Source organism: Allomuricauda sp. CAU 1633 (genome assembly GCF_017313225.1).
Lineage (GTDB): Bacteria > Bacteroidota > Bacteroidia > Flavobacteriales > Flavobacteriaceae > Flagellimonas.
Genome location: NZ_JAFLNE010000004.1, coordinates 395868 through 418080, shown reverse-complemented (window position 1 = coordinate 418080; position 22213 = coordinate 395868). Strand labels below are relative to the sequence as shown.

Genomic DNA, 22213 nt, shown 5'->3' with positions numbered 1-22213 from the left:
ACAAATTTAGCTGATGATCCCTTATGGAAAGAATTAACAAATCTGTTGGATTTTTATGCAACTTGTAAACAAGGAAGTTATAAAAAGGCCGTATTTTTGCATGCTGAAAAGCACATCAGGATTCAATGATTGACATTCTTAAAAAGACCCTTTTTTCCACAAGACTTATGGCCGTTCTTTTTTTGGTTTTTGCTGCTGCAATGGCCATTGGAACCTTTGTGGAAAGCTGGTACAGCACTGAAACAGCCCGAATTTATATTTATAACGCAACTTGGTTTGAGGCCATCATGGTCTTTTTTGTGATCAACTTCATCGGGAATATTTTCAGGTACCAATTACTCAGTTGGAAAAAGTGGCCGGTACTTCTTTTACACCTGTCTTGGATATTAATCATTCTTGGTGCTTTTGTGACCCGTTACATTAGTTATGAAGGGATGATGCCTATCAGAGAAGGAGCGGCCGAAAATCAATTTTACTCAGATAAAACCTATCTGACGGCTTTTGTTGATGGTGATATGAACGGAGAGACCAAACGGAAGGTGTTGGAAGATGATATCATCGTTACACCCGAAGGTTCTCGTTCCAGTCTTCCTTGGAAATCGGATTTTAACGGACAGCCTTTTACCATTTCCTATGTGGATTTTATTGATGGGGCAGAAGAGGGGTTGATTCCCAATGAAAATGGAAAGGAATACCTGCAGATTGTTGAAGCCGGAAATGGGCAACGCCACGAACACTATCTGGAAAATGGTCAGGTGGCCAGTATTCACAACATACTTTTTGCATTGAACAAAGAGACGGATGGTGCGGTCAATATTTTCTATACAGATAGTATTGGGTATCAGATAAAATCACCTTTTGAGGGTAATTTTATGCGAATGGCAGACCAATTTCAAGGGGAGGTGGCGCAAGATAGCCTTCAAACTTTGCAATTGAGGTCGCTCTACAATATGGCTGGAATGCAATTTGTGATTCCGGAGCCCTTGGTGAAAGGAAGTTATGGCGTGGTCAAGGTTCCTGAGGAAGAAGTAACCGAAGCTACCCAAGATGCTTTGGTGGTTTCTGTTTCGGCCAATGGCGAAACCAAAGAAATTAGATTGTTGGGCGGCAAGGGAACTTCCAATTTTTCAGATAAGATTCAAGTAGGTGGGTTGGATTTTTCCTTGAGCTACGGCTCAAAAGTGTACGAATTACCATTTTCCATTAAGTTGAACGATTTCATAGCCGAAAAATATCCGGGCACCGAAACAGGTTATGCCTCATTTATGAGCAGGATTACCGTTCAAGATGAGCGGATATTTGATTACGATATTTACATGAACCATGTGCTGGATCACAGGGGATATCGATTTTTCCAATCCAGTTTTCACCCCGATGAAAAGGGAACCGTCCTTTCCGTAAACCACGATATGTGGGGGACTTGGATTACTTATATTGGATATTTTCTATTGTACATTGGTTTGATGGGCATTATGTTCTTTGGGAAGACCCGCTTTAGGGATTTACAGCAGATGTTGGAAAAAATCAAGTCAAAAAAAGCCGCATTGACCACACTGGCCCTCCTTTTTGCAACTACATTATTGAGTGCCCAAGAAACGGATACTAACCACGAGCATTCGGGAATGCCAACACAGCATCAAGTAGATTCAATCATTGAGTCTACTGTGGTGGCCAAGGAACATGCCGAAAAATTTGGTGCCTTAGTCATTCAGGATGAAGGGGGGCGGATGAAACCCATCAACACCTTTGCTTCTGAGCTTTTGCGAAAACTGAGCGGGGAGAATCATTATAAAAACTTATCCGAAAATCAGGTGTTCCTTTCCATGATGATGAATCCTGGGATTTGGTACAATACGGAATTTATCGCATTGGGCAAGAAGGAGAATGACAGTATCCGAAAAATTATAGGTGTTCCAAAAGGAACCAAATATGTTAAGGCCACGGACTTTTTCGATTCCAAAGGTGCTTACAAGCTTCAACCCTATTTGGAAAAAGCCACATCAACCACCAACCCTTCAAATTTTGAAAAGGATTTCAAGAAAGTAGGGGAAAGGCTCAGTTTGTTGAACATAGCGTTGAGCGGTCAGATCATAAAGATATTCCCATTATTGAACGATGAAAACAATAAATGGGTCTCTGCTGTGGAATATCGCTCTGGACAATATCAGATTCAAGATTCGCTGTACTCCAACTTTGTACGGAATGCCATGCCCTATTATTTGGGGTCCTTGCAAAGTTCAATAGCCACAGGAGATTATTCCCAACCCGATCAATTGTTGGCGGCCTTCAAACAAAATCAACTCAATCACGGAGAGGAGGTTTTACCTGCTGAGAACAAGATAAAAACGGAAATTATCTACAATAAATTGGACTTGTTCAATCGCTTGTACAAGTACTACGCCATGGTGGGCGTGTTGCTGTTATTCGTTTTGATTGCGAAGATTTTTAAAGAGCGCAAATTTCTAGATGCCTTCGCGTATCTGTTAAAGGGAACCATTATTCTGTTCTTTATATGGCATACGATTGGGTTGATATTGCGCTGGTATATATCTGGGCATGCACCTTGGAGTGATGCCTATGAAAGTATCCTTTATGTGGCATGGGCCACAATGGGTATTGGATTGGCACTGGGCCGAAAGAGTGAATTGACCATTGCGGCCAGTGCTTTTGTAACCTCCATGTTGTTGTGGGTTGCACACCAAAGTTGGGTGGATCCCGCGATTGCCAATTTACAGCCCGTACTCGATAGTTATTGGTTAATGATCCATGTGGCCGTTATTGTGGGAAGTTATGGTCCGTTGACCGTAGGGATGATTTTAGGCGTGGTTTCCCTTTTTCTGATGATTCTTACCACATCATCCAACAAACAACGGATGGATTTGGCCATCAAGGAATTGACTGTCATTAACGAATTGGCACTCACTGCGGGATTGGTAATGCTGACCATCGGGAACTTTTTGGGTGGCCAATGGGCCAATGAAAGTTGGGGTCGGTATTGGGGATGGGACCCCAAGGAGACTTGGGCCTTGATTTCAATTATGGTCTATGCTTTTGTACTGCACATGCGACTGGTTCCCGGTCTTAGGGGTAAGTGGAGTTTTAATTTTGCAAGCATCATTGCTTTTGCTAGTATTATGATGACCTATTTTGGAGTTAATTTTTACTTGGTGGGATTGCACAGTTATGCCAGCGGAGACCAAGTGATAACCCCTAATTTTATCTGGTATACCGTGCTTGGTGTGTTTGTTTTGGGAGGAATAAGCCTATGGCGATATAAAGCCCACTATGCCAAATAAATCACTTTTTTTGGGTTACGCTTAAAAAAAAGTTGCATATTTGCCCCATCATGAAGTTATAAGAATTATGTACGCTATAGATGTCACCATTGGCTTTACGCCAAAAAAGTAACCGAAACTCTTGTTCGGTCGGTTGACATTTTCTCTTTTGTTTTATTCATAATTCTTTAAAATGACACACTCAAATACTACACTTTCATTCAAAAAACTAGTTAATTATTTCTGGATTGCTGTATCCGGCAAGGAAACAGAGTTTACATCTGGGAGTATCCGCAAGGCCATCTTTATGCTTTCCATTCCTATGATTTTGGAAATGTTGATGGAGTCCATTTTTGCACTGGTGGATATTGCCTACGTATCCAAAGTAAGCGTTAATGCCGTGGCAACCATAGGTTTAACGGAATCCGTGATTACCCTAATATATGCCCTTGCCATTGGATTAAGTATGGCGGCTACCGCAGTAGTGGCCCGCCGAATTGGGGAAAAAGATGTCCAAGGTGCAAAAGAAGCAGCCGTACAGGCCATAAGTTTGGGCGTGGTGGTTTCCATTGTCTTGGGAATAGTTGGTATTATCTACGCTCAGGAAATATTGGCACTCATGGGCGGCGAACCTGATCTAATTGCGGAAGGATACGGCTATACCCAATTCTTGATCGGAGGGAACATCACCATCATGCTTTTGTTCCTAATCAATGCCATTTTTAGAGGTGCGGGAGACGCTTCCATAGCCATGTGGACTTTGGTGCTCTCCAATGGACTCAATATAATTTTAGACCCCATTTTTATATTTGGATTGGGCCCAATTCCCGAATATGGGGTAATGGGAGCCGGAATTGCTACTAATATTGGTAGGGGTACCGCAGTGCTGTTCCAACTGGGGATATTGTTCTTTGGTTGGGGTAAAATCAAATTGATGTGGAAAGATTTGGTACTAAATCTCAAGGTGATGAAAAATCTTGTTCGGGTTTCATTGGGTGGAATCGCCCAGTTTTTGATCGGAACCTCAAGTTGGGTTTTCCTCATGCGAATCATGTCCGAATTCGGTAGTGAAGTATTGGCGGGCTATACCATAGCCATTCGCGTGATGATGTTCACTTTGATGCCATCTTGGGGCATGAGCAATGCTGCGGCCACTCTGGTAGGTCAAAACTTGGGAGCAAAACAACCCGATAGAGCCGAAATATCTGTTTGGAAAACTGGAAAGTACAATGCCATTTTTATGGGAACGGTATCTCTGGTCTACCTCATTTTTGCCAAGAGTATTGTTTCCTGGTTCAATACTACCCCAAGTGTGGTGGAGAACGGCGCCCTTTGTCTACAAGTAATAGCGGCGGGCTATATATTCTATGCCTATGGGATGGTAGTTAGTCAAGCTTTTAACGGTGCAGGGGATACCAAAACACCGACCAAGATCAATTTAATCTCATTTTGGTTGTTCCAATTGCCTTTGGCCTATGTGGCCGCAATGGTGCTCGGATGGGGTGCCAAAGGTGTTTTTATTGCCATTACATTAGCTGAAGTGCTGTTGGCCATTATTGCCATGGTTTGGTTTAAAAAAGGAAAATGGAAAGAGGTGCAAGTATAGCGGGTTTCGTATCTTTAGCTATCTAAAGCAAAGAATATGAATTCCAGCAAAAAAGGGCTGAACACCCTCTGCACCCATGAAGGCGATTTAGAGGACACCAAATTTAAAGGGGTTGTTTCTCCTTTATATATGGCTACGGCCTATGCCTTTGATGATGTTGATATAAAACGATACCCACGATATTTTAACACGCCCAACCAAGAAGCGTTGTGCAAAAAACTGGCAGCCTTGGAACACACCGAGGCTGCTTTGATTTTTGGTAGTGGAATGGCTGCCATCAGCACAGCTTTAATGGCTTTCTTGCAAGCAGGGGACCATATTGTACTTCAGCAGACCATGTATGGAGGCACTTATCATTTTGCGGTCACACAATTGAACAAATATGGCATTGAGTACTCCTTTACCGATGGATGGCAAGTGGAGGATTTTGAAAAGGAAATCCAATCGAACACCAAGGTGATTTATATGGAAACCCCTTCCAATCCATTGTTGACCATTACCGATATTGTTGGTGTGGCCCAACTGGCCAAAAAGCACGGAATGGTTTCCATGATAGATAACACTTTTGCCAGTCCCATCAACCAAAACCCCATTGATTTTGGGGTAGATGTGGTATTGCACAGCGCTACCAAATATATGGGTGGACATTCAGATATTTGTGCCGGGGTGGTTGCTGCTTCTCAAGAGCATATCGATACGGTATTTCAATCTGCCATTTGTTTTGGGGGAAGTTTAAGTGAGTATACGGTTTGGCTGTTGGAGCGAAGCATCAAAACCATGGCTATTCGGGTGAAGGCACAAAACGATAATGCAATGAAAATGGCCGAATACCTCGTAGGGAATGAAGATGTAGGGCAGGTGTATTATCCTGGTCTGGAAACCCATCCTGATCATCAATTGGCCAAATCACAGATGAATGGGTTTGGGGGCATGCTCTCTTTTGAATTGCCCAATATGGACACATCCTTGTTCTTCAAACACTTGAGATTGATAAAACCCGTAATGAGTTTAGCCGGGATAGAGAGCACCATGATTTCTCCGGTGACTACATCGCATGCGCTTATGAGTCCAGAAGATCGTGAAAAGCAGGGCATAAAGGATTCCCTGATTCGGTTTTCGTTGGGTATTGAAGAAATGGACGACTTAATTGAAGATATAGAGCAGGCGATCGCAAAGATTAAATCAATGACGGTGCCAGCATAATAGAACCTATGAAATTAGACATTTTAGTATTTGGGGCCCATCCAGATGACGCAGAGCTTGGAGCAGGTGGTACCATTGCCAAAGAAGTTGCCCGAGGCAAAAAAGTGGGGATCATCGATTTGACCCGGGGCGAACTAGGTACCCGGGGTACCGCGGAAATACGGGATGCCGAAGCAGCAAAAGCAGCCAAGATTTTGGGCGTTGCGGTACGGGAGAATATGGAATTTGCCGATGGTTTTTTCATCAATGATAAATGGCATCAGCTGGAAGTCATTAAAATGATTCGGAAATATAAACCCGAAGTGGTTCTTTGCAATGCGGTGGAGGATAGGCATATTGACCACGGAAAAGGAAGCCAACTGGTCAGCGATGCCTGCTTTTTAAGTGGGCTGATAAAAATTGATACCCAACTGGATGGTGATGATGAGTGGCAGGAGCCTTGGCGACCTAAACGAGTGTATCATTTTATTCAATGGAAAAATTTGGAGCCGGATTTTGTAGTTGACGTATCTGGATTTATTGAGAAAAAGAAAGACGCCATTTTAGCCTATGAATCGCAATTCTATGACCCAGATAGTCAGGAGCCTGAAACGCCCATCAGCAGTAAAAATTTTACGGATAGTGTTATTTATCGCGCCAGGGATTTAGGAAGATTGGTAGGTGTGGAACACGCTGAAGGCTTCAATGTGGAACGCTATGTTGCGGTTGATAATCTGGATGATTTAATCTAATCAACTCGCTTTTTGGTACTTGCTCTCAGCCTTGGGCAAGGTAAAGAAGAATGAAGTGCCTTTACGCGGAACACTTTCCACCCAAATTTCACCTTTGTTTTTTAAGACCATTTCCTTACATAGTGAAAGTCCCAAACCGGTACCTTTCTCATTATTGGTGCCATAGGTGGTGATATTGGTGGAATCTTCAAAAATTTTCTTTTGAATTTCCTTATTCATTCCAATACCTGTATCCCGGACAGTCACCTGCCACATGCCCTCTTTTTCTTTTGCTTCAATGTTGATCAATCCGTTGTCCGGGGTAAACTTAATGGCATTGCTCAGCAAGTTTCTTACCACAATGTCTATTTGGTTTTGATCGGCCCAGATGAGTGGGTTTTCGGGTAATTGGTTTATGATTTTTATGGATTTGCTTTGCGCCAACTCCGTCAGTAGTTGAATATTGTTCTCCACAATTTTATCCAAGGATATTCTTTTGGGTTTGGTTACTACGCCATTAAGTTGGTTTTGCCCCCATGTCAACAAATTATTGAGTGTAAATGCAATGTTTTCAACATCGGCTTTTAGCTTAGGGATAAACGAAATAAACTCATTTTTGGTAATCTCACCATCAGTAAATAATTTTAAAAGCCCTTGTAATCCACCAATGGGACCCCTAAGGTCATGACCTATTATGGAAAACAGTTTGGTCTTGGTCTTATTGATTTCGTTGAGTTGAGCTTCCCTTTCACTCACTGCCTGGGATTTTTCCTTAAGCTCAATGTTTAATTTTTTCTGGATTTTTTCGCTACGCCGAATTACAAGTATGATAATGCTTAGAATAAGCAGAATGATAAGAGAAAAATAAATGTAATTCCGTTGTTTGGCCAGAGCTGCTTGGTTGGATTCTATGAGTTCCTGTTTTTCCTGCTCATACTGCAACTTGGTTTCCAAGAGAGACAGACTCTGTTTATTCTTGTCCTTGAACAAGGAATCAGACAATTTTTTGAATATTTCAAGATACGATAGAGAGGCAATATGGTTTCCTTGTTTTTTGTGGAGTTTGTACAAGGTTTCGGAACAATCTATCTGTCCTTGAAGGGATTTTATCTTTTTGGATAGTTGAAGACCTTCTTCGGCATAGATCATGGATAGACTGTCCCTCTCCAATCCGAAATGCACCTTGGCCATTCCGTTCAATAATTGGATATGTATCCTGTCGTCCTCAATTTGGTTCTTGAAGAGCATATTACTCTGATCATACCAATATAAGGCCCACTGGTATTTTTCTTGTTCCAGATAGATGTCCCCTTTTACTTCATAGGCATAGGCCAACCAATCGTATACTTTGTTCTTTTCAAAAGTATTGATGCTTTGGTTAATGTTGAACATGGCATGCTTAAAGTCCTTGGCATCTTTGTACAACGAAGCCAGGTTACTTTGGGTTTCGGCATCTATGATTTCATCACCTATTTTACGATTGATTTTTTGAACTGTATCGTAAAAAACGAATGCATTTTTAAAATCTTTTTGTTCTGCATACAGACTGGCAATATTCTCGTTGAGAATAGAGAGCATTTTATTGCAATTGGTTTGCTTGGCAATATCTATTCCTTTTAGATTGAGATTGAGGGCTTCAGCATAATTGCCTTCATAGCTGTAGTTTTGAGCCAATGCATTGATAATGTCCAACTCTGCCATTTTATCATCAATTTTTATGGCCAAGTCAAGGGCTTTTTCAAATATGGGCATTGACTTTTTTCGGTCTCCCGTATTGTAATAATAATTGCCAAGGGCGCTCATTGCCTTTACTTCACCCCGACCATAATCTACGGCTTGACTGAGTTTGAGTACCCGCTCCGCTATGGAACGTAAGCTATCGTTATCTATGTATTGGTAGGCAAAGGCAAGGTCTATCAATAATTTTATATGCGTGGTGTCCTTTGGGTTAAAACGATGGGTAGACTCCAAACGCTTTAATTTATAAGTAAGACTGTCTTTTTTGGTAAGCTGAGCCTGTGTGTGAGTGGGGTAGGCGATAGAGAGTATGCAGAGGAAAAGAACTATTTTTCCAAGCACGGATATAAAGGACAAAGAACATGCTTTTTGTTGAGGCATTTTTCTCTTGATCTACAAAGGATAAAAATACCTTCATGGTGGTGTTCATGGAATTAAATGTTGTGAAAAGCCAAAAAATGTGTGTTTTGTCTGACAAAAGACGCATTTCATCGATGTTTTATACGAAAATGATGATTGGGGTATCAATAGAGATTTAACACTCTAAAGTAGGAAAAGAGCATCCATCCCAAAAAAGTATTGGTTCCGATTAGGAAGTATTAAAATCTTTTGGTTGAATCAATACAAAGAAGTATTTTTGCACCCGCCTGAATGAAATTGAGCATCAGCTTTTTTAGGGTCAGGTTAGCTTTACATGGTGGTTGTAGCTCAGCTGGTTAGAGCGCTGGATTGTGGTTCCAGAGGTCGCCGGTTCGAACCCGGTCTTCCACCCTGAAGTTTTAAAAAAATCCCGATCAAGGTTTTTGGTCGGGATTTTTGTTTTTTAGAAATAAGGACCTTTGCCTAATGGAATAAAAAAAGCCTTAGATTTCTCCAAGGCCTTTTTAGGTTGGTTGTTGATTTTAATTATTAGGTCTAGATCGTATATACGTCATTCCATTTCCTTGGTTCACATGGGGAATATCCGTAAAAGTAAGGGTGAAATAGATATCTTCTTCCATCAACCATACGCCCAAGGTAATGTTCTCTAAACTATTAACAACATTCCCTGCAGTATAATCTTCTGCTTCTTGAGGAATTCCAATAGTGTTGTCAATTCCAAAATCATCTACAATATTTAGGGGTGATTCATTATCATTCAAAAGTGCGCAAATGGTCACAATATTGTTGAGACTATAAAAATGGGTAGGGTCTCCTAATTCGCCGTACCAGTTAAAATTATCCCAAGCTGCAGTATTGCCTCCTTGTTGTAAAATGGCCCAACGAACTCCTTGTGGTCCGCCGATTGGTTCTGCATCACCTACATTGGCAGAAGGTGGGTTTTGAGCTTTTCTACCAAAATATTCCCAAGGAAGGTCATTTGTTTCGTTAGGAAAAACTCCGATCACATCAACCCACCATTTAATATTGGTGATATAGCCTTCTGTGGAGCGTGTGAGGTAAATGTTCTCCGTAAGTTGATCCTGGGAAAAAGGGTCTTTGGCCCAATCTGCATTGGCTGCTTTGCTGAACTGAAAATCAGGTCCTGACCAAATAGTGGTTTCATGTACTCCATCACAATTACTGTCTATTCCATCATTGGGATTGTCTTCTGCATCAGGGTTTATACTGTCATCGCTGTCGTTACAATCTCCACCTTGTAGGGCATAGTCAAATTGGGGAGCAGGATCACAGGCGCTTCTTGTTTCAAATTCACCATCAAAACCATAGCCATCATGATCAGCATCAAGGTAGTAGGTAATATCTTCAGCACCGGGATAGGCCAGTAGATTGTTGTCGTCACAGTCCGTATCGTTGGCAACGTATCCTTCAGGAACATCATCACATCCTGCTATGGAGATTGTTTCCCCATTTAAGTCACCATGACCATCACCGTCATTGTCTGGATAATAGATTATAAAAACATCTGGATTGATGTTGGGATCAGTATCATCACAATCAAAGGCATCGTCAAAATCGGTGTATTTGTCCTCATCTGGATTTTCACAGAAATTAAGAGGTTCTCCGACACCAAAACCATCATTGTCCTCATCCAAATAAAAGATTAAGGTACAACCCGGATTGATGTTGGGGTCGTCATCATCCTGATCACCACCTACCAAGACATAATCGCCTTCTGGCTCGACACAGGAAGCAATGGGATTACCGGCACCATATCCGTCCCCATCAGTATCTGAATAATAGTCTGTAGTGACGCAGCCAGGAAATATGTCTGCATTGGTATCATCTGGATCACCATTTTTAAGGACGTACTGACCTACAGTTACTTTAGGTGGACTGCAGGCGGTAACAGCTTTACCCGTACCATAATTGTCCTTGTCCTTGTCCAAATAATAGGTTTTGGTCTCGCAGCCATCATCTTTGCTGCAGGCGACCAACATTATAAAACCAAGGCCCATACTCATGGCGATTAAGCCAAAATAATTGTTCTTTCTCATGAGATTGTACTTTTAAAGGGGTTAATATTTCCCTAAAAGTAGCTTGGGGCAATTGCCCAAAGACCCCTCAATTGATGGATGATGACTTTGGCTTGACCTAACCTAGATATGAAGCAATTTGCAGATTAAAGCATGGGAGGATTACCATCTTAAAGTGTTGCCATGCTTTTCAGTAAGAATATGGTTTATAGTTATAGGGATATCATCACTATGGAAGTCGAGAATTTAATCTGCAATTTTATCAACCAAAACCTTTTCAGGTCTATTGGCCACTTCCCAAGCCGTATGGAAAATCAATCGTGCACGATTTTCCAAAAGATCGTAGTTTATTTTATCCGGAGTATCTCCCGGGCGGTGGTAGTCTGCATGGGTGCCATTAAAATAGAAGATGATGGGAATATTGTTCTTCGCAAAGTTGTAGTGATCACTCCGATAATAAAACCGATTGGGGTCGTTTTCATCATTGTACGTGTAGTCCAACTCCAAGTTGGTGTACCTGGCATTGATTTCCTCGGAGAGCTTATGGAGTTCCGTACTCAACTTGTCAGACCCAATGAGATATACGTAGTTTCGATTTCCATTCCGTTTGGGATCAATGCGCCCGATCATATCAATATTAAGATTGGCAACGGTTTGTGATAAAGGAAGAATTGGGTCCACATCAGTATAATATCTTGATCCCAAGAGTCCTTTTTCTTCTCCGGTAACATGTAGGAACACGATGGAACGTTTAGGACCTTCACCAGCATCAGCGGCTTTTTTAAAGGCCTCTGCAATTTCTAGCATAGCCACGGTTCCAGAACCATCATCATCGGCGCCGTTATTAACATCTCCATTTCCACTCACCCCGATATGGTCCAAGTGCGAAGAAATAACAACATACTCATTAGGCTTTTCAGTTCCTTTAAGAACAGCGACCACATTTTCTGAATCGATTTTATCATTTCCACTTGCAATGTTAAGCTTTAGGTTCGTCGAAATGGGTTTAGGGACATGGTCATTCTCAATATCATTTTTGAACGCCTTGGCAGCTGTTTCATTGAGAATAACAATAAAATTGTCAGCACTGTTTTCCGCCAACTCCATTTTTTCACTATTGTTGGCCTTCATAAACTCAAAATATCCTTTATATCTGAGGAAATTTTGGGAATCCCAGTACAGAATCCCTTTAGCTCCCTTTTCCATGGCAAGAGTGGCTTTTTTTTCCATGGCTTCGGACATGTTGCTCCACGCTGATTTTTTGGAAGACCCCGAGAGGATATAATTTCCACTTTTATCCATGGGCTCTCCAGATTTAATGAGCACTACCTTTCCATTTACGTCCAAGCCCCCATAATCAGAATAATTATCTGCCTCAATACCATATCCAACATACGTTACTTCATTAAAATTGCCTTCAGCCATAGTGAATGCCAAGATGTCTTTCCCCAGTTCAAAAACGGTGTTGTTAATGTTGATGTTTCCTACTGGAACTTTTGCCACTTCCAAAGGAACTTTTTGGAAATAATCCCCATCTGGTTTTGCAGCAGGGATTCCCAGGGCCTTATATTGTTCCCTTAAATATTCTACCGCCTTTTTTTGACCTGGTTCCCCTGTTTCACGGCCTTCAAATTCATCCGATGCATAGGTGAACAAATGCTCTTTTAATTCCTCTTGTGTGATGGTCTGTGCATAGGTCACCGGGTCTGTTTCTACTAGGGATTTTGGAGCTTCTGATACTGTTTTTTGTGAAGAATTACAGGAAAATAGAAAACCCAAAACAAGCAGGGCAAATTTGTTCATAATGGAATATTTTATCAAAATTCTCCAAAAATACTCAAAAGATTGATAAAAAAATTTATTGACTTTTCAAGTGAATGTGTATATTGAGCACTTCTAAATAAACACGCCATAGATGAAAATGAATTGGGCCGGGGTAATGCCGGCAATAACGACGAAATTCACCAAAGAAGACCAATTGGATATTGATATGTTCTCCACGAACATCAAAGCCCAGGTTGATGCAGGGGTACATGCCATAATATTGGGCGGGACCCTTGGAGAGGCAAGTACGCTTACCCAAGATGAAAAACGAATTTTGATGCAGCATACGGTGGACTTGGTGGAAGATAAGATTCCCGTAGTGATCAATATTGCAGAGCAGACTACCAAAGATGCTATTCTTGCCGCTGAAAAAGCCGAAAAATACGGTGCTAAAGGAATAATGATTTTACCACCCATGCGCTATAAATCGACGGATTATGAAACCGTTGCCTATTTTAAGGCTGTGGCCCAAAGTACATCCTTGCCCATGATGATCTATAATAATCCTGTGGATTATAAAATAGAGGTCACTCTGGACATGTTTGAGGAATTGATTGAGCATGATAATATTGAGGCTGTAAAAGATTCTGCTCGGGACATTACCAACATTACCCGAATGCGAAACCGATTCGGGGACCGATTGAAGATTTTATGCGGTGTGGATACGTTGGCCATGGAAAGCATGTTGATGGGAGCAGATGGATGGGTGGCCGGTCTGGTGTGCGCTTTTCCAAGGGAGACCGTTGCCATTTATGAATTGGTAAAAGCCGGAAAAATCAAAGAGGCCAAAGCTATTTACAGGTGGTTTATGCCCTTATTGGAGTTGGATATTAGCCCGCAATTGGTACAGAATATAAAACTAGCCGAAGTGGCAACTGGGATTGGCACTGAATATGTTCGTTTGCCCAGAATGCCCCTACAGGGCAAAGAAAGGGAACGGGTAAAGGCCATTATTGAAGAAGGCATGCGAACAAGACCCGAAATCGCAGATTTGGTCCGCACCAAGGTAAAGGTTTAAACACAGCTTGGGTACGACCAACCCAAAATCAGTAAAAATTTGGCTAAACTTCTATCCGTAAAAATTATTTAGGTTCTACATTTGCTAGAAAATTGAACACCTAAATTTTAATAAGGGCGATAGGGTATGGGCAAAAACAAAAATGTGATTATTGTTGGTGGAGGAATTGTTGGACTCTCAACAGCATATTTTTTACAGAAAGAAGGGCATCAGGTAACGGTTTTGGACAAATCGGATATTTCTTCAGGTGCTTCCTTTGTCAATGCAGGCTATTTAACCCCGAGCCATATTATACCCTTGGCCTCTCCCGGAATGATTTCAAAGGGGATCAAATACATGTTCAATTCTTCCAGTCCGTTTTATATGAAACCCAGATTAGACCTTGACTTTATAAAGTGGGCCTGGTATTTTAAAAAATCCTCTACAAAGGCCAAAGTGGAACGGGCCATGCCTATTATTAAGGATATTAATCTGATCAGTCGAAAGTTATATGAAGACATGAAATCTTCGGGTGATTTAGGGGATTTTCACTTGGATGATAGAGGGTTGCTCATGGTCTATCAAACCGAAAAAGCACGGGACCACGAGTTGGAAGTGATGAAAAAAGCCCAAGAAATGGGTTTGGAAGCAAGCCATTTGGATGCAGATGGATTAAAGAAAATAGAGCCTAACATTGAGCTCAATGCCTTAGGGGCCATACATTACGAATGTGACCGACATACTACCCCGCCCCAGATTATGAAGAACCTTTTGGAACATCTTTCCAAAAATGGGGTGAGCATTCATAAAGGTGAAGAAGTTCTGGATATTGATGTGGAAAAAGGGTTTGTAACGGAAGTACGGACCAATAAATCCAGTTACCAAGCTGATGAAGTAGTTTTTGCAGCTGGCTCATGGACTTCGAACCTTTCCAAAAAAATGAATATCGATTTGCCGTTACAGGCGGGAAAAGGATATCGCATCAATGTGGAATCGCCCACCAAAATATCCATGCCTGCCATTTTAATGGAAGCAAAAATGGCTGTTACACCCATGCAGGGTTTCACCCGTTTTGCTGGAACCATGGAGTTTTCAGGGATTAACCATATTATTCGCAAAGAAAGAGTAGAGGCCATTGCCCAAGGAGCGGAGCGCTATTATAATGGCTTAAAAATTTCGGATGAAGACAAGAACAATGCCCAATGCGGATTGCGTCCTGTATCTCCAGACGGATTGCCTTACATTGGTAGACCTGCGGGTTATAAAAATTTGACCATCGCCACTGGACATGCCATGATGGGTTGGAGTTTGGGGCCTGCCACCGGCAAAATGGTCACTGAGCTGATTTCAGGTCAAAAAACAGCTATGGATTTATCCCCATTCAATCCGAATAGGAAGTTTTAACCCTCTTGTTTTCTTTAAGTTAATTTCGGCATAGTGTATGCAGTAAATTTTTTAGTTGCCTGAATTCGAAGTAATTTTATAGCATGACAAAAAACTACACACTACTCGTTTCTTGTTTTTTTCTTATCTCGGGGCTTCGTTCTCAGGAGATACAAATCTTCACATTGCAAGATTTTGACCTAAATGGGAAGGTAAAATCATGTTTGGTCATTACGGATTATGGTCGGGAATCGTTTGAATTTACCAAAGAAGGTATTTTGACCAAAACGGTGACCCAATACAATGATACCGATCAAGATATTACCTACTACAAGTACAATAGTGACGAACTTGTGGAAAGACGAATGGAGAGTTATAAAAATAATGTGCTGGATGCATCCACCTCCATGGCCAATTTTTATGAAATTGACACAGTTCCAAATCGAAAAGTCTTGGAGAAAATCATTTCATATGATAAAGAATTTTTGGAACAACAGGAATACTTGTACGATGATGAAGGCAGGTTGGCGAAAATCATTACCTCTAACTCTGATGGGGTGGATGAAACCACTTTTGAATATACACCGTATAAAAATGAGCTTACTACCAGTATTTTTACCAATGGAATTCTAGAAAAGACCATAAGAACTTCAGAACGTAAAAATTCCAAAGGAACACAAAAAGTAATTTTGACCAAGGAATATATTGATGGCGAACCCAACAGGGCCACGGAGGAAGTCTTTAATTCGGCAGATGATTTGGTGACCAGTGAGTTCTTTCAATATGATATAGACGAAAAGGAATTTGTGGCCCAAAAAAAATTGTTCTACTACTATACCAACGGGATTCTGGACAAAGTTGTAACCAAAACATTGAACACAGAATCTGTGGAAAACTATATCTTTCAGTTTGATAGCAACGAAGAAAAAAACTGGGTGAAAAAAATCATCACGCCCGGCAATGCTTACACTACACGTGTGATCAAGTATTATTCGGAAGAAGAAGACACCGCTGAACCTAACGAGGGGAGATAGGGTTAGATTAACCCTGTTATACCAAAATTAACTCCGGTTTTACCTCATGCCCGCCCTTAAAAATTATGATTTCAGCCTTTCCATGAAATAGTGAATCTATTTTGACTTTTTCAACTTGTAACCGCTCAGAAGTCAAATACTCATCAGAATCGCCATAAATGATTTTAATGGCTGTCGTGTCAAAATCCATAAACTCAAAATCCTCCTTTTTTACTTCATTTGGGATTCCCCCAGCGTAGAGAATTAATGCTTTCACTTGAACTTTTCGATGCACCAACCAACGGGTTGCAATGGAGACCCCTTGGGAAAATCCAAAAAGAATTAAGTTCAAATCTAAAGGAATTTCCTCAGCATCGAAGACGGCATCCACATAGTTGAGCACATTATCAATTTCCATGGGTGTATTCTCTTTGGTCAACCAACTGGCCCCAACATATTTGTATTCATTTTTCAAATAGTATTTTGAGGGAGCTTGGGGGACAATAATATGGTTCTCATCAGGGTTTAGGCCTTCAAAATATTTTACAAAAAAGCGGCTCAAATAGCCAATACCATGAAAAACCAACCATACATTCTTGGTTTTCTGGGTAATAGGATTTTGGGTGAGATACGTATTTTGGGTGGTATAGATTACCGTCTTTTCGCTCGGGACCATAAAGTCGTTTCTAGGTTGTTCGATTGCTTTAGCTTTGTGTAATTTTACAAAAAATAGAAGGATGGAAGAGCACAAAGAGAAGATTCTCTCTGTTTGCAATGAAATTTGCAAAGGAACATTGATGGAAACTTTGGACATTACCTATATTGATGTGGGGGAAAACTTTTTATTGGCCCGAATGCCCGTAACCCCCAAGGTTCACCAACCCGACGGTGTCCTTCATGGAGGAGCTTCCGTGGCATTGGCCGAAAGTGTGGGCAGCGCTGCCTCTTATATTTTTTTGAATGCCAAGGAATTTTTTGTTCGGGGAATCGAGATTTCAGCGAACCATGTTAAATCCATCAAAGAAGGTTTTGTTTATGCAAGGGCCTCTATCTTGCACAAAGGTCGAACCACTCAACTTTGGGAGATAAAAATAACAGATGAGGAGGGTAAACTGATTTCCAATTGTAAATTGACCACTATTGCCTTACCCAGAAAATAAGGATTTTCAGTCCATTCTTCACAAGATTGATTTTTGCCTAGAAAAAGGCTTGCCTTTTGCCGTTTATAGAAAACCAAAAGAAGAACTGGTGACTGCTGTTTCCCAAGCGGATGATACCTTGCATTACACCATTGATTTTACAGAGAGCGGATTTGTTTTTGCACCGTTTGATGTAGTGGACAATGCTATTTTAATTGAGCCAGATGAAGTCTTTTCAGCTCGATTCAGCATTGGGCCAAAACAAGAAAAGAGTTCTGCAGTAATTGTGGATTCTGCGAAAGAAGCCCACATTGATTTGGTAAGAAAAGGGATTTCTGAAATAGAAAAAGGCCATCTTAAAAAAGTGGTACTATCTCGAAAATTGGTTGTTGAAATGGCAACAGCACCGACTCAAATCCTTCAAAATCTGTTGCAGAATTATCCCAATGCCTTTTGTTATCTCTTCCATCACCCAAAAGTAGGTACCTGGTGTGGTGCCACTCCAGAGACCTTGGTGAAAATCAAAGGTCAACAATTACGCTCTATGTCTTTGGCGGCCACCTTGCCGTTTGATGGAGATGAAAATCCAAAATGGGGCTCAAAAGAAGTTGAAGAGCAACAGATGGTTTCGGATTACATCAGGGAACGGTTGGGTCCTGCTGTAGAAGAACTCCATATCGGAGAAGCGGAATCCATTAGAGCTGGAAATCTGTGGCATTTACGGTCAGAGGTTACGGGAACATTATCCGGTGGAAATGGGATAAAAAAGGTCATCACAGCTTTACATCCCACCCCAGCGGTATGTGGCATTCCTACCCAAACCGCGAAATCTTTCATTTTAAAAAATGAAAATTACATTCGAAATTTTTACACAGGCTTTTTAGGTGAACTGAATCTGAATGATTCAGGAGAAACCTCACTTTTTGTGAACTTACGATGTATGGAATTGTTGGGAAACAAAGCCACAATTTTTGTGGGTGGGGGAATCACATCCGCCTCGAATCCAGAAAGCGAATGGATTGAGACCCAGAACAAAAGCAAGACCATGTTGAATATCCTATAATTTGGTGCCCCCGAATTTAGGGGAATACGCTTTTCAAATGTATTTTTGTGGTCCATGATGTACTCAGATATTCCCTCGGCACAGACACTGGTACTGTACTTTAAGTCCAGAGGCGTAAAACATATTGTGATTTCTCCAGGATCAAGGAACGCTCCCTTGACACTCAGCTTTTCCAAGAATTCCTTTTTTAGCTGCTATAGCATTGTAGATGAGCGATGCGCGGCTTTTTTTGCTTTGGGCATGGCCCAACAACTGCGAGAACCGGTAGCCGTGGTGTGTACATCTGGAAGTGCACTTTTAAATTATTATCCGGCTGTGGCCGAGGCATTTTATAGCGATATTCCTTTAATTGTGGTCTCAGCTGATAGACCCAGTTACCGAATTGATATTGGTGATGGACAGACCATCCGACAAGAAAATGTGCTGGAAAAGCACATTGGATACTCGGCCAATTTAAAGCAAGATATTTCCCATGCCCCTGAAAAAGTGTCAGAATGGGGGAAATCCCTTCTCGCTGAAAGCCAGGAGGCGATTCAGGAATACAATGAACGGGAGTTGGTAAATGCGCTTCAAATTGCACGATGGAAAAGCACTCCGGTGCACATCAACATTCCTTTTGAAGAACCTTTGTATGGAGTAGTGGAAAAACCCGCTCTTCAAATTGCTGAAAAGAAGACAGATGTTCCCATCAATTCCGATGAAGAGAATTGGTCGGATTATGCATCTATTTGGAAACAAAGCGGTCGAAAAATGATATTAGTGGGGGTCAATCAACCCAATGTGATGGAAAAAGCAGTGTTGGAAGCATTGGCCCAAGACGGAAATGCCTTGGTGTTTACGGAAACCACTTCCAACATGCACCACCCTGAGTTTTTCCCGAGCATTGACAGCATCATTGCACCCATTGAAAAGTCAGAGAATAAGGAAGATTTGTTCAAAGCTCTTCAACCGGAAATACTGGTCACTTTTGGTGGATTGATTGTTTCCAAAAAAATAAAGGCGTTTTTACGGAAGTATCAACCCAAGGAACATTGGCACATCGACCCTAAAAAAGCGCATGATACCTTCTTTTGCCTTTCCAAGCATGTTAAAGCCAATCCAAATGATTTCTTTGGAGCTGTTTTACCTTCGGAAACAGAAAAGAGTGCTTACAAAACCAAATGGCAAGAAGTTAAAAAACATTACGAGGCTAGGAGGAAGACCTATTTGGACCAAATTCTTTTTTCCGATTTTACCGTTTTTGACCAAGTAATGCAGTATATACCCAAAGGGTATCAGGTGCATTTGGCGAACAGTTCCACAGTACGCTATACCCAATTGTTTCCGATGGATGCATCTTTAAAAGTGTTCTGTAACCGGGGAACCAGTGGTATTGATGGCAGCACATCAACAGCGGTTGGGGCGTCCATTCATGCAGTGGAGCCCACCTTGTTGATTACGGGTGATTTGAGTTTCTTTTACGACAGCAATGGCTTGTGGAATACCCATATTCGACCTGATTTTAGGATTATTCTCATTAACAATTCGGGGGGAGGAATTTTTAGAATTTTACCGGGCAAAGAGGATACAGAGGAATTTTCCACCTTTTTTGAGACCCATCATGGGTTTACAGCAGAACATTTGGCCCAGATGTTCGGATTTGACCATTTTAGAGCCGAAGACGAGGTAGAGTTGGCCAATGGATTGGAAGATTTTTATGCTACCTCCCTCAAGCCCAAAATATTGGAAATATGTACCCCGCGCTTGGTGAACAATAAAATTTTGCTTGGGTACTTCGATTTTATATCTTAGAAGCTGAGTAAAAATCAAACAAAACACTAATCAATCATGAGCAAACGAGACGAATTGATCACAAAGTACGCCGAGGACATCCAAGGTAAATTTGGAGAGGCACCAGATATGGACCTGTTGACCAAAGTAGCTATTGGCCTAGGTCCGGCCATATACAATTTGGATGCTTCGCGTGTTTCAGGGTCGGACGAAAAGGAATTGGAGACCGTAAAGAACAATTTCTTGGTCAAAAAACTAGGGCTGGCAGACAATCCCGCATTAATGGAGGCAATCAATAGTATTATTGATGGATATGGTCGCTCGGACAAGAATAAGTACCGTGCGGTGATCTACTATATGCTGACCAAGTATTTTGGAAAAGAATCCGTTTATAATTAATAGGGTTTATCCTAAAGTAGAGCTGTCCTTTTGGGGCGGCTTTTTTTATACCCGTATTTTCAATCTACCTTTGCACTATGATAAAATTGGGAGATTATAACACTTTAAAAGTATTGCGAAGTACAAGTGTTGGGCTTTTTTTGGGAGATGATGAGGGAACAGAAGTGTTGCTGCCCAATAAATATGTACCGGAGGATTTTCAGATTGATGCTGAAATGGAGGTGTTTTGTTATCTCGATAATAATGAGCGACCGATTGCCACCACACTAAAACCGTACATTAAGCGAAATGGATTTGCGTCTTTAAAAGTGGCCGAAGTTGCCGATTTTGGGGCGTTCATGGAATGGGGTTTGGAAAAACATCTCTTGGTACCCTTTCGGGAGCAAGCCCAACGTATGGAGGAAGGGAAAAACTACATCGTTCACTGTTATTTGGATGAGGAGACCTTCCGATTAGTAGGGTCAAGCCGAATCAATAAATTTTTATCCAATGAGGATGTGGCCTATGAGGTCAATGATGAAGTGGAGGTATTGGTGACCCGAAAAACCCCACTGGGCTGGGAAGTAATCGTAGACCAAAAGCACAAAGGACTCATTTTTGTAAGTGACTTGTTCAAACCCGTTTCGGTGGGAAGCCAATTTAAAGGGTATATCAAAAATGTGCGGGATGATAAAAAAATTGACATTTCACCGCAACCCATTGGGGCCAAAATGTTGGAACCCACCGCCAAGATCATATTTGATAAATTGCAGCAAAACAATGGTTTTTTGCCTTTGCATGATAAATCATCCCCAGAGGAAATACAGCACCAACTCCATTTGAGCAAAAAGGCGTTTAAAAAGGGAGTGGGGATTTTATATCGACAGCGAAAAATCAATATTAAAGATGATGGAATTTATTTGGTTTGAGCAGCTAGAAATTGAGAAGTATATAAGTATGAAAACAAGAAATTAATTTCATACCGCTAAGTTTTTTTGTTTGACCAAAAATTTTACATTTGTATAAACCTAATTTAACTTACTGACAGCTATGCTTTTAGCGAGCTGTTAGAATTTATAAAACCACTTAACGTATGCCTTTTATTGAAGAAAGTGATTTGTTGGACCTTCATAAGGATATAGATAAGGCCCAGATTATCAACGAAAGACTTTTAGATCAAATTAAATACAAGAACAAGGACCTCCGAAAAATAAGGCTGCAACGCAATGTTTTACTGGGCATTACGGGCTTGTTTGTGGTAGGGGTCTTGGCCATCACTTCCTTCACAGCTGGGTTGAGTAGCAAGAATTCATTTGAAAATCAAAATAACCATCTTTTGGTTTCCATAGATAGTTTGGATGCGGTTAAAACCCGCATTGATAACCTTAAGGCACAAAATGAGGAGCTTAGTTTGGTAAGGGAATTCTATTTGGCCAAGGCGTTTTTGGATAAGGAAAAAATATATTCCGTACAGGTAAAATCCTTTGTGGATAACAACGTCACCTTGGCCTCTGAAGCATTGACCAATACCCTTTTTGTAAAAACAAACCCATTTTATGCGTATTCCTTGGGTAATTTTGAAACCTTGGATGAAGCCCAAACGTTTAGAAAGCAATTGGTACAAATGGGCTTTAAGGATGCTTTTGTGGCTTCCTATCAAGATGGAAAACGAATTCAAATTGAAGATCCGTATTAATC

17 protein-coding genes and 1 tRNA gene are annotated in these 22213 nt (G+C 41.1%); 14 read left to right on the top strand and 4 right to left on the bottom strand.

The annotated features are described in order from the left end of the window. Window positions 1-125: 125 nt before the first annotated feature. The 4 genes from ccsA to bshB1 all read left to right on the top strand — a co-directional run bounded on the left by ccsA (window position 126) and on the right by bshB1 (window position 6815). Window positions 126-3296 (top strand): cytochrome c biogenesis protein, encoded by a 3171-nt coding sequence (gene ccsA, locus J0X14_RS13970; RefSeq protein WP_207098413.1) that lies wholly within the window; start codon window positions 126-128, stop codon window positions 3294-3296. 172 nt (window positions 3297-3468) lie between these two features. Then, entirely contained in the window at window positions 3469-4881 is a 1413-nt protein-coding gene (locus tag J0X14_RS13965) for an MATE family efflux transporter (protein WP_207098412.1), read from the top strand. Between the two features lie 36 nt (window positions 4882-4917). After that, window positions 4918-6084: a trans-sulfuration enzyme family protein gene (locus J0X14_RS13960; RefSeq protein ID WP_207098411.1), complete on the top strand. Its 1167-nt coding sequence runs from the start codon at window positions 4918-4920 to the stop codon at window positions 6082-6084. A gap of 8 nt (window positions 6085-6092) precedes the next feature. Further along, on the top strand, window positions 6093-6815 hold the full coding sequence (gene bshB1, locus J0X14_RS13955; RefSeq protein WP_207098410.1) for a bacillithiol biosynthesis deacetylase BshB1: 723 nt from the start codon (window positions 6093-6095) through the stop codon (window positions 6813-6815). Here bshB1 and J0X14_RS13950 read toward each other — a convergent pair whose 3' ends face one another. Next, complete coding sequence (locus J0X14_RS13950) at window positions 6816-8912, bottom strand: tetratricopeptide repeat-containing sensor histidine kinase (RefSeq protein WP_207098409.1); 2097 nt, start codon at window positions 8910-8912, stop codon at window positions 6816-6818. A 315-nt stretch (window positions 8913-9227) separates the two neighbouring features. On the opposite strand from J0X14_RS13950, the gene J0X14_RS13945 reads away from it, so the two are divergent. Continuing rightward, a tRNA-His gene (locus tag J0X14_RS13945) sits at window positions 9228-9303 on the top strand. Window positions 9304-9433: 130 nt separating this feature from the next. Here J0X14_RS13945 and J0X14_RS13940 read toward each other — a convergent pair. Together J0X14_RS13940 and J0X14_RS13935 are read right to left on the bottom strand one after the other, a co-directional pair. Next, a complete protein-coding gene (locus J0X14_RS13940) occupies window positions 9434-10969 on the bottom strand; it encodes a putative metal-binding motif-containing protein (protein WP_207098408.1) in 1536 nt (511 codons plus the stop codon). A gap of 225 nt (window positions 10970-11194) precedes the next feature. Next, window positions 11195-12751, bottom strand: a complete 1557-nt coding sequence (locus J0X14_RS13935) for a M28 family peptidase (protein ID WP_207098407.1) — start codon at window positions 12749-12751, stop codon at window positions 11195-11197. 112 nt (window positions 12752-12863) lie between these two features. Between J0X14_RS13935 and J0X14_RS13930 the strand changes: the two genes are divergently transcribed. The 3 genes from J0X14_RS13930 (at window position 12864) to J0X14_RS13920 (ending at window position 16186) form a co-directional block, all read left to right on the top strand. Beyond that, complete coding sequence (locus J0X14_RS13930) at window positions 12864-13790, top strand: dihydrodipicolinate synthase family protein (protein ID WP_207098406.1); 927 nt, start codon at window positions 12864-12866, stop codon at window positions 13788-13790. A gap of 126 nt (window positions 13791-13916) precedes the next feature. Next, entirely contained in the window at window positions 13917-15173 is a 1257-nt protein-coding gene (locus J0X14_RS13925) for an NAD(P)/FAD-dependent oxidoreductase (protein ID WP_207098405.1), read from the top strand. A gap of 83 nt (window positions 15174-15256) precedes the next feature. Continuing rightward, on the top strand, window positions 15257-16186 hold the full coding sequence (locus tag J0X14_RS13920; RefSeq protein ID WP_207098404.1) for a hypothetical protein: 930 nt from the start codon (window positions 15257-15259) through the stop codon (window positions 16184-16186). A gap of 16 nt (window positions 16187-16202) precedes the next feature. Here J0X14_RS13920 and J0X14_RS13915 read toward each other — a convergent pair whose 3' ends face one another. Then, on the bottom strand, window positions 16203-16841 hold the full coding sequence (locus tag J0X14_RS13915) for an alpha/beta hydrolase (protein WP_207098403.1): 639 nt from the start codon (window positions 16839-16841) through the stop codon (window positions 16203-16205). A gap of 61 nt (window positions 16842-16902) precedes the next feature. On the opposite strand from J0X14_RS13915, the gene J0X14_RS13910 reads away from it, so the two are divergent. From J0X14_RS13910 to J0X14_RS13885, 6 genes are all read left to right on the top strand, one after another. Then, on the top strand, window positions 16903-17325 hold the full coding sequence (locus J0X14_RS13910; RefSeq protein WP_207098402.1) for a PaaI family thioesterase: 423 nt from the start codon (window positions 16903-16905) through the stop codon (window positions 17323-17325). Then, entirely contained in the window at window positions 17306-18367 is a 1062-nt protein-coding gene (locus J0X14_RS13905; protein WP_242528034.1) for an isochorismate synthase MenF, read from the top strand. The genes J0X14_RS13910 and J0X14_RS13905 overlap by 20 nt, the downstream gene beginning before the upstream one ends. Window positions 18368-18421: 54 nt before the next feature. Beyond that, entirely contained in the window at window positions 18422-20158 is a 1737-nt protein-coding gene (menD, locus tag J0X14_RS13900) for a 2-succinyl-5-enolpyruvyl-6-hydroxy-3-cyclohexene-1-carboxylic-acid synthase (RefSeq protein WP_207098401.1), read from the top strand. Window positions 20159-20194: 36 nt separating this feature from the next. Continuing rightward, window positions 20195-20536 (top strand): DUF2853 family protein, encoded by a 342-nt coding sequence (locus J0X14_RS13895; protein ID WP_207098400.1) that lies wholly within the window; start codon window positions 20195-20197, stop codon window positions 20534-20536. Window positions 20537-20613: 77 nt separating this feature from the next. After that, window positions 20614-21444, top strand: coding sequence for a S1 RNA-binding domain-containing protein (locus J0X14_RS13890; RefSeq protein WP_207098399.1), 831 nt, complete (start codon window positions 20614-20616; stop codon window positions 21442-21444). A 164-nt stretch (window positions 21445-21608) separates the two neighbouring features. Continuing rightward, window positions 21609-22211, top strand: a complete 603-nt coding sequence (locus J0X14_RS13885) for an SPOR domain-containing protein (protein ID WP_207098398.1) — start codon at window positions 21609-21611, stop codon at window positions 22209-22211. Window positions 22212-22213 lie beyond the last annotated feature (2 nt).